Source organism: Protofrankia symbiont of Coriaria myrtifolia, from assembly GCF_900634755.1.
GTDB classification, from domain to species: Bacteria; Actinomycetota; Actinomycetes; order Frankiales; family Frankiaceae; genus Protofrankia; species Protofrankia coriariae.
In genome coordinates, this window is record NZ_CAAAFS010000077.1 from 1 (window position 1) to 16343 (window position 16343).

The window sequence follows — 16343 nt, forward strand, 5'->3', positions numbered from 1 at the left end:
GATCTACCTGGACGGCTCCTGGCGGGAGGTGGACGTCGTGCCCCGCGCCGCCCTCGGCCCCGGTGACACCGTGACGGGACCGGCCGTCGTCGAGTTCCCCGAGGCGACCTGCCTGATCCGCCCCACCTGGCACGCCCAGGTCGACCCCGCCGGCTCCCTCCTGCTCACCCGCGTCCACTGATACAGACCGAATTTCTCGCGGCCGGCCGTGGGTGAGCCCAACGGTGCGTGTCACGCGGATGGGTTTCGAGGTCGGCGTCGACAAGGGTCGACAAGGTGGGTAGCGTTCCCGCGCGGCCCGGTCGGGTTCGTCCACGAGCGCGGTCCGCCGGGAGACCACGGCTGCCGGCGGACGGGTCAGGAAGTGGGCGAGAGGCCGTCCGAGAGCGGATCTCGTGAGGGAGATCATCGAGGTCAGTTCCGCCTGCGTGAGACCGGCTGCCAGCCTGGCCTGAGCCTGGTCTGCCGGACCCGCTCACCGACCTCCGAGCACTGCCGCACGGGCTCCGTCTGTGCGCTTCTCCGACATCGTCAGTTCCCGTGTGGCGATGCCTCCCGGCCGGCGCGCCGAGATTGTCGCGCGGGTTCCATATGGGCAGATGAGGGGACCGCAACCTGTCGGAAACATATGTGTCATATTTCACTGCGACTCTGACGCCCGTGCCGTATCTGCCGTGTCGTCACCAGCCCGTTGGGCAGGAATCTGGCGGGTTATGCCGTCCCTGTCGCACGATGTCCGGAATGGCCGTGTTCCCGACCGCGTCCCTGGGCGAACTCCTCGACGCCGGGTACTCCGACGCTGGGCGTCCTGGCACCGGGCGCCGCGGGCGGCAGTCCCGGATGTCACGGTAACGGCGTCGTCGTGGCGCTACAGCCCGGCAAGGGCAAGATGGACGGCAGGCACTACCTGCCGTCGACCCCGGAGACGATCCTGTGGGGGCGGCTGCCGACCGCCGACACCCGACCCGTGCTGAGCGTGGAGTCGGGGGCCACGGCCACTGTCGACACGGTCAGCCAGGAGGGAATCCTCGACGATCAGGGACGTGACCCGGACGCCTTCTTCGGCCGTTTCGGTGTTCCGGCGTCCGAGGTCCTCGACGACGCCCGGATGATCGCCTCCTCCGGGATTCCGCACCGGTTCGGGGTGGACAGCCCGCATCTGGTGACCGGGCCGGTGTTCGTACGCGGTGCCGAGCCCGGCGACGTGCTGCGGGTGGACGTCGTCTCGTTGCATCCGCGGGCCAGGTACGGGGTGGTGTCGACCCGGCACGGTGCCGGGCTGCTCGCCGGGGAGTTCCCCGAGAACGACCCGCCCGGCCCGGACGCGAACGCCCGGAACTGGGCGGCCTTCCGGACGACAAGCAGCTTCTGCGCTGTCGAACGGCGCCGCGGCAGGCTCTTCGGCGCGCTGGAGGTCTCCAAGGGGCGGAAGGTGCGTTTTCCGCTGTCGCCGTTCATGGGGATCATGTCGGTCGCCGTCGACAGCCCTGGCCCGGTCCGCTCGACTTCCGTCGGGATACATGGCGGGGCGCTTGACTGCGGTGAGTTAGGTATTGGCTCTCGTTTGTTTCTTCCAGTGCGGGTTTCCGGCGCGCTGTTCGCCGTTGGCGATCCGCATTATTCTTTAGGTGACGGAAAGGTTGCGGCGGGTGGCCTGGAGGGGCCGCTGCGAGCGACGTTCCGCCTGACAGTCCTGAAGGAACCCGCCGCCCGGGCCGCTCTCGGGACGTTGCGCGCGCCCTTTGCCGAAACCGATACCCACTGGGTGCCGCTGGGGGCGCAGGCCGATCTCACCGACGCCGCCCGTCAGACCACCCGGTCGGCGGTGCTCTTCCTGTCCAGCCGGCTGGGGATGGACCGGGCGGACGCACTTGCCTACCTGTCCGCGGCGGCTGTCTTCGGCATCGGCCGGTCGGGCAGCGACCTACAGACCGTGTACTGCCGGATCCGCCGGGCGGACTTCGGCGAGCCGGCCGCCGCCAAACCCCGCCTGGTACGCCCCGGATTCGGCCGGGCCGCCCCCACCCCCGCTCCTGACAGCTCCGCTCCCAGTAACTCTGTTCCTGACAGCTCCGTTCTTGGCACCCCTGCTCCTGGTAGCTCCACCGCCGGCTCCAGTCCTCCCGCCTCTGTCGCAGGCCCCGTGTCCGCGGACGAGCGTTCCGAGGAGCCGCTGGCCGCGGGCACGGCTCACGAGCCTCCGGACACGCCACGGCCGGCATCGGACGCGTCAGGCCCGGCGGTCCCGGATCCTGCCGCCGCGAGCCCGGCGGCTTCGAGATCCGCGGCGGACACGTCCGCGCCGCCGAACGCGCCCATCGCCGAGCCCGACAACGCCGGGCCTGCTCCCCAGCCGTAGGTGAAAACCGTGGCAATGGCAGCGTGTTCCACCTACGGCCGCGGGAGCTGTAGGTGGAAAACGTCGTCACGACAGCGGTTCTCACCTATGGCCCAATGGCGCTTAGTTAAGCGGCGCGAGCGAGGATGATCGTGGCCGGTCGATCATGACGGGTGCCGATGTCTGTTGGGCGTTTTATCCGGTAAGCGTTGTGTTGGCCTCGTCTGATGGCGCGTGGGTGGGTGCGGTGACGGCGTGAGGGGTTGAGCCGTTCGGTGATCTCCGTGAAGGTTTCCTGAAGTGCATGCGCGTGATGGTCAGGGGGAAAAATCCGCCTGGTCGGTGACCTGGCGGACGACGCGTAGTGATCGCATGAAGGATAGTCTGTCCGGGTCGACGTCGGCTTCGTCGGCGGCCTCGCGCATAAGACTTCGGATTGCGTAGTGGCTGAGGAGCAGCGCCCAGATCTCTTGTTCCACCAGGTCCGGGAGTTTCGACCGTAGGACGCGGGCCTCGCCCCGCTGGTGGGTCTTTACCTCATCGAAGATGTTTTCGATCTCCCAGCGCTCGTGATATGCCGTGGCGAGTTCCACCGCTGGTATGTCGGCATGGTCGATGATGGTGGTGACGAGACAGATCAGTTCACCGGTTCCGGAGCCGGTGCGGTCGGGCACCGTGTATTCGATGACCCGGACCGGTATCGCGGAGTCCTCGGGAAGGTCGTGGCCGGCGCGGGCGTCGGCGATGAGCTGGTTCCGCTTTTTCTCCCTTATTTTCGGATTGACGATGATGGAGAGGTAGGAGCTGTCAGGGAGGGGCTGGATGACCGGTAGCGTGAGGTTGGAACTGACACGCCAGAGCAGATCCGCGCCGGTGTCGAGTGCCTGGCGCCAGAGGTCGAAGCTGTAGAAGTAGCGGTCGGCGGTGAGCAGCATCCCGTGTTCGCAGGCGTCGAACAGGGCCGCCGCGAGTGCGTGTTCGTCGCTGGCGCGTGGGCCGACCGCGGCGGAGACGATCGCGTGCGTGCCGCATTCGGCGAGCGCAACGACGTGGACCTGCGGCAGAGCACTGGCCTTGTACCCGTTGGTGGACCGTCCGAACGCGGTGGCGTTCTCCGGCGTGTCCGCTACGTCAAGAAAGAATCCGTCGATCGCCATCAGCCGCCGGGAACGCAGCCAGGCACCCTTGGTCCCCAGCCCCGCGACCGGCACGGCGACACGTTCGAACAGCAGCTTCAGGGGCGCGGCACCGAGCCTGGTCCGTGCCTGCGAGATCGCCCCGGTAGTCGGGACCTTCCAGTCGCCCTTCCAGTTCCCCAGCCACATCAACCCGCCGGCGAGTTTACGCATGACTTCTTCATAGTCATCATCGAAGAACAGGCACATCGCCATAGTGAAGTAGACCATGACCCGGGCCGGCAGCAGCCTGGTACGCCGTTCCTGCCGTTTTGTCTCCACGAGTACCTCGTCGATGAGATCTCGGGGGACGATTCTCGCGAGCACACCGATCGAGATACGGTCGGTCAACCGCTCGTTTTCAACGGCTGGCAGTTCTACTACCTGACGAAGGCGTACCACACGCACATTCTATCTCCCGGTCGACTGGAATTTCGGCGTGCACCTTCCAGCCTCCTGCCGCCTGCGTTGAGAAGCTCTCGCTGATGCCGAGTCCAGGGATTGGCTGAGAAGGGAGTGTGCGTTGGCGTGTCGGGATGGACGGGCGACTCGGCGGCTTAATCGAGTGGCATTGACCTATGGCCGACAGACCTGACAGCAGGCAGGCGTGGCGCCGCGTGGGGAAGGAAAGGGGCGCCTGGGCGATCGGCATCAGCGCGGGCTGTGCCGTGGTGCCGCGTGGGGAAGGGAAGGGGCCGCGGTCAGCCTGGCGCGATCTGGTCGGGGGATGGCGCGGTGATGTGAGGGGGCACGCCGAAGTCCGAGTAGGTCACCGTCCGGACGATCTCGCTGCGTCCAGCGCTGGTGTCGGCACCGGTGCTGGAGGTGGCGACGGTGACGCGAAGCTGGCGGATGAGGCCGTCGGTGTCGATCCATGCCTCGGTTGGCTGGATCGCCGTCCCCAGGGTGTTCTTGTAGTACTCGACCGTCGTGGCGCTGATGTTTCCCCGGGTGGCGGCGGTGTCCAGGTTCACGGACAGCGTGTAGTGGGTGGTCGTGGCACCGTCGATCGTTTCCTGGCCGACGGTGGTCACCGGGGCCGAGGCCCCGCTGAGGAAGCCGAGCCGCAGCGCGACGGCGTCACCGGTCGTGGGCTGGGTGGTCGGTGTCGGAGCGGGCGTCGCCGGGCGGCTGCCGCTGGCGCCGGGGATGACACGGGTCCATCGGGGCGGGTTCGGCACGTCGGCGGGCGGGACGCTGCGCTGGTAGAGATCAGAGCCGACGACCAGCAGCTCGCTGCGGCCCCCGCCGGCCACGTCACGCACGGTCTGACTGGCGCTGTTGACGAAGTCGACCGTGCCGGTGCCGGTGATGGAGATCTGTCTGCGCCCGGACGAGGAGACGAAGTTCGCCTGGTCGCTGAAGCGGATACGCGCGGTCCCTCGGTTGATCGTCGCCTGGTAGGCGTCGGTGAGGGGCGCGGGCACCCCGTTGATTTCGGTGGGTGCGACGTTCGTCGGGATCGCCGGCGGCGGTGCGGGGGAGTCGTCGGACGAACAGCCGGCCGCGGCCAGCAGCAGGCCTGGCGCCAGCAGCGCGAGCGCGGACGCCGTGACCCGCGCGGCGCGGGAGAAGTCAGAGTGGGAAAAGTCAGAGTGGGAAAAGCCAAAAAAGCCGAGCCGGCCGAACAAGCGGAAAAAGCTGAAAAAATGGAGAGCGTACAAAAAACGTGACTGTGTCGCCCCGGGCCCGCTGATGGTCATCACCGTCCGTCCTCCCTGGCCGTCCGTGCCGGCCGACGCGGGCCGTGTCACGCGTCGGCCGGCACGGTGGCCAGTGCCATCGGCCAGGTCCGGGCCATGTGATCGTTGTGACCGCGGCGCCGCTGGAACAGCGGCACAATCACAACGATCATGGCGGCGTCGGGAGTCCCGGTGAAGATACGTGGTCACCGCATCACCGCATCACCGGATCGCCAGCCGTGCCCGCGTTATATGCGCCGGAAGATCAGCGCACGCTTGACCTCCGCGATGGCCTTGGTGACCTGGATGCCACGCGGGCACGCGTTCGAGCAGTTGAACGTCGTCCGGCAGCGCCAGACACCTTCGCGCTCGTTGAGGATCTCCAGGCGTTCGTCGCTGGCGGCGTCCCGGCTGTCGAAGATGAAGCGGTGCGCGGCCACGATGGCGGCCGGCCCGAAGTAGTCGCCGTCGTTCCAGAACACCGGGCAGGACGTGGTGCAGGCCGCGCACAGGATGCACTTGGTGGTGTCGTCGAAACGTTCCCGGTCGGCGGCGGACTGCAGCCGTTCCTTGGTCGGCTCGTGCCCCTCGGGAATGAGGTAGGGCTTGACCGCGCGGAACGCGTCGAAGAACGGCTCCATGTTGACGATGAGGTCCTTCTCGACCGGGAGCCCCTTGATGGGTTCGATCGAGATTTCCGAGCCGAGGTCCTTGACCAGCACCTTGCAGGCGAGCCGGTTCGCGCCGTTGATCCGCATGGCGTCCGAGCCGCACACGCCGTGCGCGCACGAGCGCCGGAAGGACAGCGAGCCGTCGAGGTTCCACTTGACGTAGTGCAGGGCGTCCAGCAGTCGGTCGCTGGGGACGAAGGGAACGGCGAAGCTCTGCCAGTACGCCTTGTCGCTCTCCTCGGGGTTGTAGCGCCTGATCTTCAGCGTGATGGTCCGCCCATCCGAGGTACTGGGACTGGCGCCGGCCGGTACAGTGGTTGATAGATCGTCTGTGACAGTCACGCCGGACCTTTCTCACATCGGACCCACAAGGCGGGTCGGCAAATCATAGACCGTGCCGCCGGTCTCCCGACCGTCGGTGCCTCGCCCCCGAGCCCGGAGGAATACCGGGCCCGGGATCGTGGCCGCCGTCCGGGAGTGCCGGGGCACGCTGGTGCGGGTACGGGTGGCCGTGCTGATCAGCACCCTTACGACGTCTTCCTGTCTCTTTTCAGCCGTCTTCCCGCGGCTGCCGCCCCGAGTACCCTCCCGCGTTTTCCCGCGGTCGTCGAGGCAGCGGCATCACCGCGCGGAACGGGTGGCCGGCCAGGTCCTGGCGGGGTCCCGAGCACCGGGGTCGCGTCCCGCCAGGACCGCCCGCCACCCGGCGCGCGGTTGGTAGCGGTCAGTACTTGCGTTCCATGGGCTGGTAGCGGGTCATCGCCACCGGCTTGTAGTCCAGCCGGATCTCCGAGTCGGGCGAGGCGGCGGCCAGCGGCCCGGAGCGGTAGGCCATGGTGTGCCGCAGGAAGTTCACGTCGTCACGGTTGGGGTAGTCCTCGCGGGAGTGCCCCCCTCGGGACTCGTTGCGGGCCAGGGCACTGGTGACCAGGCATTCGGCGAGGTCGAGCAGGAAGCCCAGCTCGACCGCCTCCAGCAGTTCGGTGTTGTAGCGGTGGCCCCGGTCGGTGACGCCGACGTTCTGGTAACGGGCCTTGAGCCCGGCGATGTCGCCGACCGCCTGCTTCAGGGTCGCCTCGGTCCGGTAGACCGACGCGTTGACGTCCATCGTCTCCTGGAGTTCACGGCGGATCGCTGCCACGTTCTGCGTCCCGCTGCCGTCGCGCAGCCGGCTGAGCAGGCCTTCGACGAAGGCTGCGGGATCGTCCGGGAGCTCGGCGTGGGTGGGGACCTCGTTCGCGTGCGCTGCCGCGGCGATGCCGGCGCGACGGCCGAAGACGTTGATGTCCAGCAGCGAGTTGGTGCCGAGCCGGTTCGCGCCGTGCACGGAGACGCACGCCACCTCGCCCGCGGCGTAGAGCCCCGGGACGATGTCGGTGTTGTTCCGCAGCACCTCGGCGTTGATGTTCGTCGGGACGCCGCCCATGGCGTAGTGGGCGGTCGGCTGGATCGGGATCGGGTCCGTGTAGGGCTCGATGCCCAGGTAGGTACGGGCGAACTCGGTGATGTCCGGGAGCTTCGCGTCGAGCTGCTCCGGGGGCAGGTGCGTCAGGTCGAGGTAGACGTGGTCGCCGTCGACGCCGCAGCCGCGGCCGGCACGGATCTCGGTGTAGATGGCCCGGGCCACCATGTCCCGGGGGGCGAGGTCCTTGATGGTCGGCGCGTAGCGCTCCATGAAGCGCTCGCCGTCCTTGTTGCGCAGGATGCCGCCCTCACCGCGGGCACCTTCGGTGAGCAGGATGCCCATCTTCCAGATACCGGTCGGGTGGAACTGGTAGAATTCCAGGTCCTCCAGGGGCAGCCCGCGCCGGAAGATGATGCCCATGCCGTCGCCGGTGAGCGTGTGCGCGTTCGAGGTGACCTTGAAGACCTTGCCGAAACCGCCGGTGGCGAACACCACGGACTTGGCCTGAAAGACGTGCACCTCGCCGGTGGCCAGCTCGTAGGCGACCACACCGGCGGCAACACCGCCGTTCAGCAGCAGGTCCAGCACGTAGAACTCGTTGTAGAACTCGATGTCGTGCTTGACACACTGCTGGTAGAGGGTCTGCAGGATCATGTGGCCGGTGCGGTCGGCGGCATAGCACGAGCGGCGGACGGGCGCCTTGCCGTGGTCGCGGGTGTGGCCGCCGAAACGACGCTGGTCGATGCGGCCCTCGGGGGTCCGGTTGAACGGCAGGCCCATCTTCTCCAGGTCGAGGACCGCGTCGATGGCCTCCTTGCACATGACCTCGGCGGCGTCCTGGTCGACGAGATAGTCACCACCTTTGATCGTGTCAAAGGTGTGCCATTCCCAGTTGTCCTCCTCGACGTTGGCCAGGGCCGCGCACATGCCGCCCTGCGCCGCGCCGGTGTGGGAGCGGGTGGGATACAGCTTGGTCAGCACGGCGGTGCGACACCGCTTGCCGGATTCGAGTGCCGCGCGCATGCCCGCGCCGCCGGCACCCACGATGACCGTGTCGAACTTGTGAATCTGCACCGCTTGGACCTCCGCCTTCCCAGGCGCTATCAGGAGATGTTCGGGTCGAACGTGAAGATGACCAGTGATCCCAGGGAGATCACCAGGAACGCCGACACGTACAGCAACATCTTCAGCCAGAACCGGGTCTGTGGCCGCTCGGCATAGTCGTTGATGACGGTGCGCAGGCCGTTGGTCCCGTGCAGTTCGGCCAGGACGAGCATGAGCAGGTCCCAGGTCCGCCAGAACGGCGAGGCCCAGCGGCCCGCGACGAAACCGAAGCCGATCCGCTGCACACCGCCGTCAAGAATGTTCATGATGAACAGGTGGCCGAGCACCAGGAAGACCAGCAGGATGCCGGAGACCCGCATGAACAGCCACGCGTAGAGCTCGAAGTTCGTCCGTGCCTTGGTGCGTACGGGCCGGCGTTGTGGGCTGCGCGGAGCCTCGATGGCCGGGGCGGCCGCGCCGTCGATCGTTGTCGCCATCAGGACGCGCTCCCGAACAGGGTCTCGACCGTGTGTTTCAGCATGTAGAAGGTGCCCGGAACGACCAGGATGACCCACAGTACGATCTCGGTGTACAGCATCTGGCGCTGGAAACGGGGGCCGGACGCCCAGAAGTCGATCAGCACGATCCGGATCCCGTTGAGCGCGTGGAAGAGAACCGCCGCTACCAGCCCCACCTCCAGCAGGTTCACGACCGGGTTCTTGTACGTCGCGATCACGGTGTCGTAGGACGATGGGGACACCCGCACCAGCGCGGTGTCCAGGACGTGGGCGAACAGGAAGAAAAAGATCAGTACGCCCGTGATCCTGTGAGCAACCCAGGACCACATACCCTCGCGGCCGCGGTAGAGCGTGCCCGCTGGTGCCTTCGGCACTGAAAGCTCCTCCGGACCGGCCTTCCGACAGGCTGGTCCTGATGATCCGTCCGATGACTCATGGTGGCTTGTCCGGCCAAAGATGACACGGCTGTCATGGCCCCGCCAGTTCACGAGCGTGGCACAGGGGGCCGCGCTCGAGCCGATGATCCGGGCAGTGATCTGACGGGCAGGCAGCTCGCGTCACCGAGGAACCAGGGCACCCGGAGACATCATGATGTGGACGACGGTTTGTGTGCACCCGATGCTAGTGCTGGCCTCCTGGCGGGGCATGCCGGCTTCCGTGACACTTAGGTGAGGTATGTCACAGATAGTGATCGTCTTCATTGTGTGACGAAGCGCTCTGAAGGGTAAGGGGCCTCGCCATCAGGGGCCTCTGCCGGAGGCGCGGCATCGTGACATCAGACCCCTCCGGCAGGCGGCGGTGCTCCGCCGGACGGCGGAGGGGGCGGTGGCTCGGTGGGCGGTGTCGATGGTTCCTGCGTTGGAGTCCTGGAGGGCGGGCTCGTTGGCGAGGCCGGAGCGGTCGGGCTCGCGCCCACCTGCGTCGGCGAGGGGGTCACGGGCGGCGGCTCGGTCGCGGTAGGCGGCGGCTCGGCCGGCGTGCTTGCTACGGGCGGTGACGATGGGCGGGAGGTGGGGATCCTGTCCACTCCCACCGGGGCTTTCAGGCTGGACGTGAGCGCGGAGGGGTTGACGCTGTGCTGCCCGGCGACCCCGCTCACCGACGGGCTGGTGTCCCCGCCAGGCTGCAACTGCACGTCGGTCTCGGGACCCGAGCGGAGCACCGTACCGATCACGAGCGCCACACATATGACCACGGACGCGGCCACCGCCGCGAGCGCACCGCGACGCAGGGGAGTTCTGTCACGCCACCAGCCGGTTGACGTTCGTCCACTTTCCAGGTGATCATGAATTGTGCTGTTGCCGGGCGGGCCACCCACAGCACTGCTGGTAACCGGTAGCAGACCGTCATCGGGGTCGTCCTGGCTGCCGACGCCGTACCCGCCGAAGTCGAACGGGGGCGGGGTGAACCGGTTGCCGGCCAGGGTGGTTGCGGCTGAGGTGTCCAGCAGCGGGGCGCCGCCGACGCGCGTCCGGACCGCCACCGCGGTCGCCGGCTCCTCAGGACTGCCAGCACGGTCACGCCGCGCGGACGTCGCCGGGGCGCTGGCCGCCCGGCCGGTGCTCGGCGCGTCCGTTCCCGCCGTCGCGGCGGCGGCCGCCCTCCTGGCGACCAGCGTCCCGGCCTCGGTCGGATCCTCGGCCGCGCCGCCGGCCATCGGGCCGCCATCCTCGGCCGGGCCGCCCACCGACCGGTCCACGGTCGCCGGGCCGGCCGTGGGCGCGCCGGTGACGGGAGGAGTTGCCCGCGGGCCGCGGACCCGCGCGTCCCCGCCGGATGCCGGATCGCCGCTGGCGTGCTCCACGGCACCCACCGCGGGCCCGGGGCCGGACTTCCTCGCCGCGTCCGCCACCGCTTCGGTCACCGGTTCCGCGTCGGATCCGGTGACCGAAGCCGGCACAGGCACGACCCCGCCCGCGATCGGGCGCAGCCGCCGACGTACCTCGGCCACGTCCGGCCTGCTCTCGGCCGGCCGGTCAAGCAGGTCGCCGAGCAGGCCGTGCAGGGGGCCGGCAAGTTGGAACGGGCGCCGGCGCCCCTCCACCACAGCGGTCAGAACGGCGTAGGTCTCCGGCCCCTCGAACGGCGGCTGCCCCTCCACCGCCGCGTACAACGTGGCACCCAGCCCCCACAGGTCACTCGCGGGGGTGCCGGAGGAGCCACGCACCCGTTCCGGGGCGATGTAGGCGGGGGAGCCGACGAGCGCCCCCGTGCCGGTGAGGGTCGAGTCGCCGTCGGTGGCCGCGATGCCGAAGTCGGTCAGCCGGACGTGGCCGTCCCGGCCGAGCAGCACGTTGCCGGGCTTGATGTCGCGGTGCAGCACGCCCGCCGAGTGGGCGGCGGCGAGCGCTTCGATGAGTGTCAGCCCGATGGCCGCCACCTGGTCGGGCGGCAGCGGCCCCTCGGCACGGATGACCTCGCCGAGGCTGTCGGCGTCCACCAGCTCCATGACGATCCAGTGGCGCTCGGCCTCTTCGACCACGTCGTAGACGGAGACGATGGCCGGGCTGTTCAGCCGGGCGAGGGCGCGGGCCTCCCGCAGCACCCTCGCCCGCAGCCCGTCGCGCTCGACCTGCGAGCCGGTATGCGGAATCAGGATTTCCTTGACCGCGACCGGGCGCTGGAGAAGCTCGTCCTCACCGCACCAGACGACACCGGCACCACCTCGCCCGATAGGTGTATCCAGACGGTAACGTTGAGATACGTATCGGGGTGTGTTGTGGCGCGCGGGGTCTCCGGGCGGCGGTGCCGATCTGGCCATCACCGTCAAGTCTTGCAGATGCACGGGCGGACGTGCAGAGAGCCCTCATCTGGCCTGGCCCGGCGCGCATGGTCGGACACCGGCCCGGAAGCGGCCCGGACGGATGTTCAGGGGCCGGGCCGGAACGTCGAGAAAAGTTGCCACATCAACGGAAGGTCCGTTTCCCAGCGGGAGTCCGCGGTACGCCAGTACAACGCGTAGCCATGGCCATTGCGCACAAATCCCCGATTGAGAACGTGTACCGTCTTTCCGCCTGATGCGTGCGTGAACTCCCAGTCCGCCTGAATTGCCCCGTCCCCGCCGTCACTCGGTGCGATCTTCACCCGTCGGTAGTCGGGCACCTGGGCGCTCAGACCGTCCTCGTGCGCCGTCCAGTCCGCCAGCGCGGACGGATTGGCCTGCTGGGTGACGTCGATGTGCAGGTAGGCGCCGGTTTGCGGATTGGTGAAGTTTCGCCCTTCGTTTCCGGGCGCGGGCCGTTCCTCCCAGCCATCCGGATAGGCGATCGACCAGCCCGACGGGCCAGAGTAGGTACGCCAGCCCGGCGGCGGGGGCGCCGGCGTGCTGTCCAGCGGGGCCACCCCCGGATCGGCTGTGACCGTGGCAGCCGTGATGCTCGCGCCAGGTGACGCCTGGGCGGAGGTCGGCGGGCCGGTGATCGTGGGAGTGGCCTGACCCGTGGTGGTCCCGCCCGAGGCCCCCTGGCCGGTCGCGGCCGCGGCCGGCAGCCGGCCCGCCCCTAGCCGGTCCGGATCCGATGTCAGCGCCGCCGCGAGGACGATGACCGTACCCGCCAGCACCGCCGCGAGGACCGCGGCAATCATGCCGAGGCGCCGGCGGTTGGGCCGGTCGGCCGCCGCGGCGCCCGTCAGCCCCGCGACGCCCGGCTCGCCCGGCTCGGCGGCCGTGGTCGTCCTGGCCGTCCGGACGGACCCGGGCGTCTGAGCCGCTCCGGTGGTTGCTGCCGCCGCGGCTGTTCCCGGCGTTGCCGCTGAACTGACCGTCCCAGCCGGTTCAGCCGGTTCGGATGTCTTCGCTGGTCCGGGACGCGCGGTAGGAGGCTGATCTTGGAGGTCGGCCGGCGGGGTGGCAGTCCCGGTCGGTTCGGCCGCTGTTTTCGCTGGCCCGGAGCGTGCGGGGGGAGCCTGCTGTCGGGTGTGGGCCGGCGGCGTGGCCGGCTCCTCGGTTTTCCCGGCAGGGGACGTCGCCGGTTCCCCGGCAGGGGACGTGGCCAGTTCCTCGGCGGGAGGCGCGGCCGGCTGCCGGGCGGCGGCCGCGGCGCTTACCGCCGCCTGGATGTCGGGAGCCGGGGCGTCCAGTGTCGGAATGTCGAGTGCCGGGGTGTCGACGGGACGGCCGGCCCGCTGGTGACCGGCTTCGGTGCTGTCGGGCGTGGCGTCACCGGCGGGGGCGGTGCCGCCGGCCGGCGGGGTGCTGCCGCCTGCCGCGGGGCTGCCAGCGGTGGGGCCGCCAGCGGTGGGGCTGCCAGCGGTGGGGCCGCTGGTGGATGTCGGTGTCGCGCCCACCGGGTCGTCTGCCCCGGTCGTATGCGCCGGATCCTCTCCAGCGGGGACGGTGCCCGCCGGGATCGTGCCGGGCGCGGCGCCGCTGTGGCCCGCCGGTGCTCGCGGCGGACGCTCACGGTCGGTACGGCCCGCGCGGGTGCCTGGCAGCCGCCGGGAGGCCTCCCATTCGCTGACCTTCCGCAGCCGTCGCCGGGTCAGGGACAGCGACGGGCGGTCAGCGGGCTGCACCGCCAGGAGGTCGGCGAGAATCGGCGCGAGGGCCCCGGCCAGCCGGAAGGGATGGCGTCTGCCCTCGACGATCGCCGTCAGTGTCGCGATGGCGCTGTCGCGCTCGTAGGGAGTGCCACCCTCGACCGCGGTGAACAAGGTCGCGCCCAGCGCCCAGATGTCGCTACCCGGGCCGCCGGCCTCCCCACGAGCCCGTTCCGGGGCGATGTAGGACGGTGAGCCGAGCAGGATGCCGGTGCGGGTCAGGGTCGGATCCCCGGCGGACAACGCGATGCCGAAGTCCGTCAGCCGGGCGCGCCGGTCCGCGCTGATCAGAACGTTCGCCGGTTTGACGTCCCGGTGGACGATCCCGGTCCGGTGCGCGGCCTCCAGGGCGTAGGCGAGGCTGATGCCGATCCGGGCCACCCGCTCACGCGGCAACGGGCCCTCGTCGTAGATGATCTCTGCCAGGGAGCGGCCTTCCACGAGCTCCATGACGATCCACGGGCGGCCGTCCGCCTCGAGCACGTCGAAGACCGGGACAAGCCCGGGATGTTGGACCCGGCCGGCCGAGCGCGCCTCGCGCAGCACCCGCTGGCGCAGGATCGCCCGCTCGTCGGCGGAGATCGACGGTGGGAGGCGGATCTCCTTGACGGCGACGTCCCGCCGCAGCAGTTCGTCGGTGGCCGCGTACACCACACCGAAACCGCCGCGGCCGAGTTCGGCGCCGAGCCGGTAACGACCCGCTACGAGCTGGCCGGAATCCGGTTCCTGTCCGGTTTTCGACGTCGGGTGGCGTTCGAGCGGCATCCGGCCGTCCCACCTCCTCGTGGACTTTGCTCGTGGACTTTGCTCGTGGACATTGCTCGTGGACATTGCCCATGGGCTTCGCTCGTGGACATTGCCCGTACTCGTGGACATCGCCCGTGGACGTCGCTCGGCCTACTTCATCACACGTCGACCGCACCGGTTCAGAGCGCGTTGTATACCGGCGTCACGAGCTATCCAGCAGGGGACGTCCAGCGCGGAGTGTCACGGAAGGCGCCAGACGTACACGCCACCGGTGAACTCCGGCGGCTGCCCGGTCAGCGACGTCACCGTGTCGCGTAGGCCGTCCCGGTGCCTTGCCGGGCCGAGCACGACCGCGCGCATACCGAGCTCGGCGAAGTCGGCGCGGCTTCGGGCGATCTGTGCCGGGGTCACCGGACCGGTGAAGCTGCCACTTTCGATGTCTTCAAGTAACTGAGCTGTCACCGTCGGCTTTTTTCCGCCCATGTAGGCCTTCCCGTCGTGGCCCGGACCGATGAAGTAGCCGCCCGGCATCGAGAAATGGAAGTCCGCCACGGTCTGCCAGGACATCGCGGTTGCCCGCAACCCGGTCGGATAGGGCAGGAGAAGCACGTTGGAGCCGGCCGGAAGGGTTTTCACGGCGTCGGTGGTGAAGAACGCGGGCACGTCGGGTGAGCGTTCGACGGTGTACGGCCGAGGAATCAGTGGGAGCACGCAGACCACGGAAAGGGCCACCGCTGCCGGGACACCGGCGGCTGCGAGCCGGGCGGGCAGACGGTCCAGGGCGCAGGCGAGCACGAGCCCGGCCATCAGGGCGGTGCCAAGGGAGAACCGGTTCGGCAGGGCGGCCTCGAAGACCGGCAGGCCGGCGACCAGGCCCCAGGGCAGTCGCAGGCCCGTCTCCACGTTGTTGACCAGCAGCGTCTCGCCCAGGGAGAGGACCGCCAGCACCGTGCCGGTGAGCCCGGCTATCCGTATCCGCAGGTCGTGAAAGCCCAGGACGACGGTGCACACGCACACGATCAGCAGGGGCCAACCGAGGAAGTTCATGTACTCCGACGCGCCGCCGGGGAACTCGGCCGCCCGCGTGCTCTGCGCGGATGTCGCGAGCCACTGGTGTTCGGAGGGGACGTACAGGCCGGTCAGGTCGCTCTTGAAGAAGTTCGCCAGGAACGGGCTGCCGTGGGCCCGCAACGACCCGAGGAACTGGATGCTCAGCGGCACCGCGGTCAGCGCCAGGCAGGTCAGGAAGGCGATCGCGAACGTGCGCAGCGGCCCGCCGGCCAGGCGGAGGTACTCCGGCCGGCTCACCAGCAGCAGGACGATCCCGACAGCGGCCGTCACCGCGGTGATGAACAGCACCTCTTCGCCGGTCAGCAGTTGCAGGCCGACGCCGACGCCGAGCGGTACGCCGGTCCGTGCCGGCCGGTGCGTCCCCCGGACGGCGTCCACGACAAGGCCGAGCAGCAACGGTACGGCCGGCGCCAGAGCCAGGCTGAGATGCCCTGTCCCGGCCGCGACGAGCGCCGGCGAGAAACCGTAGACGAGCCCGGCCACGTAGGCCGCCGCGGTACGCACCCGCAGTTTCCGCGCGAGCAGGTAGGCGCTGAACGCGGACAGCGAGAACGCCAGCATGACGAGCAGGTTGTAGGAGGCCACCGGTCCGGCGGCCCGGGTCACCGGCGTCAGCAGCAGGCCGGGGACCAGTACGGACGTGTTCCACAGCGCGTTTATCCCCTCCGGCGCGTTCGCCAGGTGCGTGACGAAGGGGTTCGACAGGTGCGTGACGGCGTGCGCGGTATGCGCCAGCCACCAGCAGTACAGAGAGGTGTCGTTCGGGTTACCGGAGATGATGTTCCGGGTCGGGTCGGACCACACCCGGGCGGTCAGCAACAGGGCCAGCAGGAGATAGCTCGACCCGATCAGGGTGTGTGTCCGGAGGCGCCCGCGCCGCCGCCCGCGTACGGCCGTACCGCCGGTCGCGGCCGGCTCCGTGACCGGTGTTGCGCCGGGCTCTGGGGCGGGCGCGGCCCGGCGGACGGTCAGCGGCGTGGCTTTCTCCCCGGCCGCAGGCGTGTCCGTGTCGGCGGGATCCAACGCGTCCTCCTGTGGCCGACAACGTGTGAGCGCGGCCATACCGTCCGTTTATCAGGGTGTCGTTTGTTGATTGAATGCTCTGCCCGTGACCGTTCTTACTCTGCGAATCAGCAGCATTACATCAGTCGCT

General features: G+C 69.3%; 11 protein-coding genes. 2 read left to right on the plus strand and 9 right to left on the minus strand.

The window, feature by feature from the left end; genetic code table 11:
- Positions 1-181 (plus strand): hypothetical protein (locus tag CM1CMNOD_RS04475; RefSeq protein ID WP_131773847.1); only part of this gene is annotated, 181 nt, incomplete at its 5' end.
- A gap of 681 nt (positions 182-862) precedes the next feature.
- Positions 863-2359: an acetamidase/formamidase family protein gene (locus CM1CMNOD_RS04480; RefSeq protein ID WP_131773848.1), complete on the plus strand. Its 1497-nt coding sequence runs from the start codon at positions 863-865 to the stop codon at positions 2357-2359.
- A 296-nt stretch (positions 2360-2655) separates the two neighbouring features.
- Here the strand turns inward: CM1CMNOD_RS04480 and CM1CMNOD_RS04490 are convergent, their stop codons facing one another.
- The 9 genes from CM1CMNOD_RS04490 to CM1CMNOD_RS04530 all read right to left on the minus strand — a co-directional run bounded on the left by CM1CMNOD_RS04490 (position 2656) and on the right by CM1CMNOD_RS04530 (position 16213).
- Complete coding sequence (locus tag CM1CMNOD_RS04490; RefSeq protein ID WP_043604912.1) at positions 2656-3915, minus strand: IS4 family transposase; 1260 nt, start codon at positions 3913-3915, stop codon at positions 2656-2658.
- Between the two features lie 299 nt (positions 3916-4214).
- Positions 4215-5144, minus strand: a complete 930-nt coding sequence (locus CM1CMNOD_RS04495; RefSeq protein ID WP_131796168.1) for an LppX_LprAFG lipoprotein — start codon at positions 5142-5144, stop codon at positions 4215-4217.
- 299 nt (positions 5145-5443) lie between these two features.
- A complete protein-coding gene (locus CM1CMNOD_RS04500; RefSeq protein WP_013872477.1) occupies positions 5444-6208 on the minus strand; it encodes a succinate dehydrogenase iron-sulfur subunit in 765 nt (254 codons plus the stop codon).
- Positions 6209-6590: 382 nt separating this feature from the next.
- A complete protein-coding gene (gene sdhA / locus CM1CMNOD_RS04505) occupies positions 6591-8345 on the minus strand; it encodes a succinate dehydrogenase flavoprotein subunit (RefSeq protein ID WP_013872478.1) in 1755 nt (584 codons plus the stop codon).
- A gap of 29 nt (positions 8346-8374) precedes the next feature.
- Positions 8375-8812 (minus strand): succinate dehydrogenase hydrophobic membrane anchor subunit, encoded by a 438-nt coding sequence (locus CM1CMNOD_RS04510; RefSeq protein WP_013872479.1) that lies wholly within the window; start codon positions 8810-8812, stop codon positions 8375-8377.
- Positions 8812-9207 (minus strand): succinate dehydrogenase, cytochrome b556 subunit, encoded by a 396-nt coding sequence (gene sdhC / locus CM1CMNOD_RS04515; RefSeq protein ID WP_013872480.1) that lies wholly within the window; start codon positions 9205-9207, stop codon positions 8812-8814. The genes CM1CMNOD_RS04510 and sdhC overlap by 1 nt, the downstream gene beginning before the upstream one ends.
- A 401-nt stretch (positions 9208-9608) precedes the next feature.
- Positions 9609-11594 (minus strand): serine/threonine-protein kinase, encoded by a 1986-nt coding sequence (locus tag CM1CMNOD_RS04520; RefSeq protein WP_013872481.1) that lies wholly within the window; start codon positions 11592-11594, stop codon positions 9609-9611.
- A gap of 107 nt (positions 11595-11701) precedes the next feature.
- Complete coding sequence (locus CM1CMNOD_RS04525; RefSeq protein WP_013872482.1) at positions 11702-14137, minus strand: serine/threonine-protein kinase; 2436 nt, start codon at positions 14135-14137, stop codon at positions 11702-11704.
- Positions 14138-14359: 222 nt separating this feature from the next.
- Positions 14360-16213: a hypothetical protein gene (locus CM1CMNOD_RS04530; RefSeq protein WP_013872483.1), complete on the minus strand. Its 1854-nt coding sequence runs from the start codon at positions 16211-16213 to the stop codon at positions 14360-14362.
- Between the last annotated feature and the right edge of the window lie 130 nt (positions 16214-16343).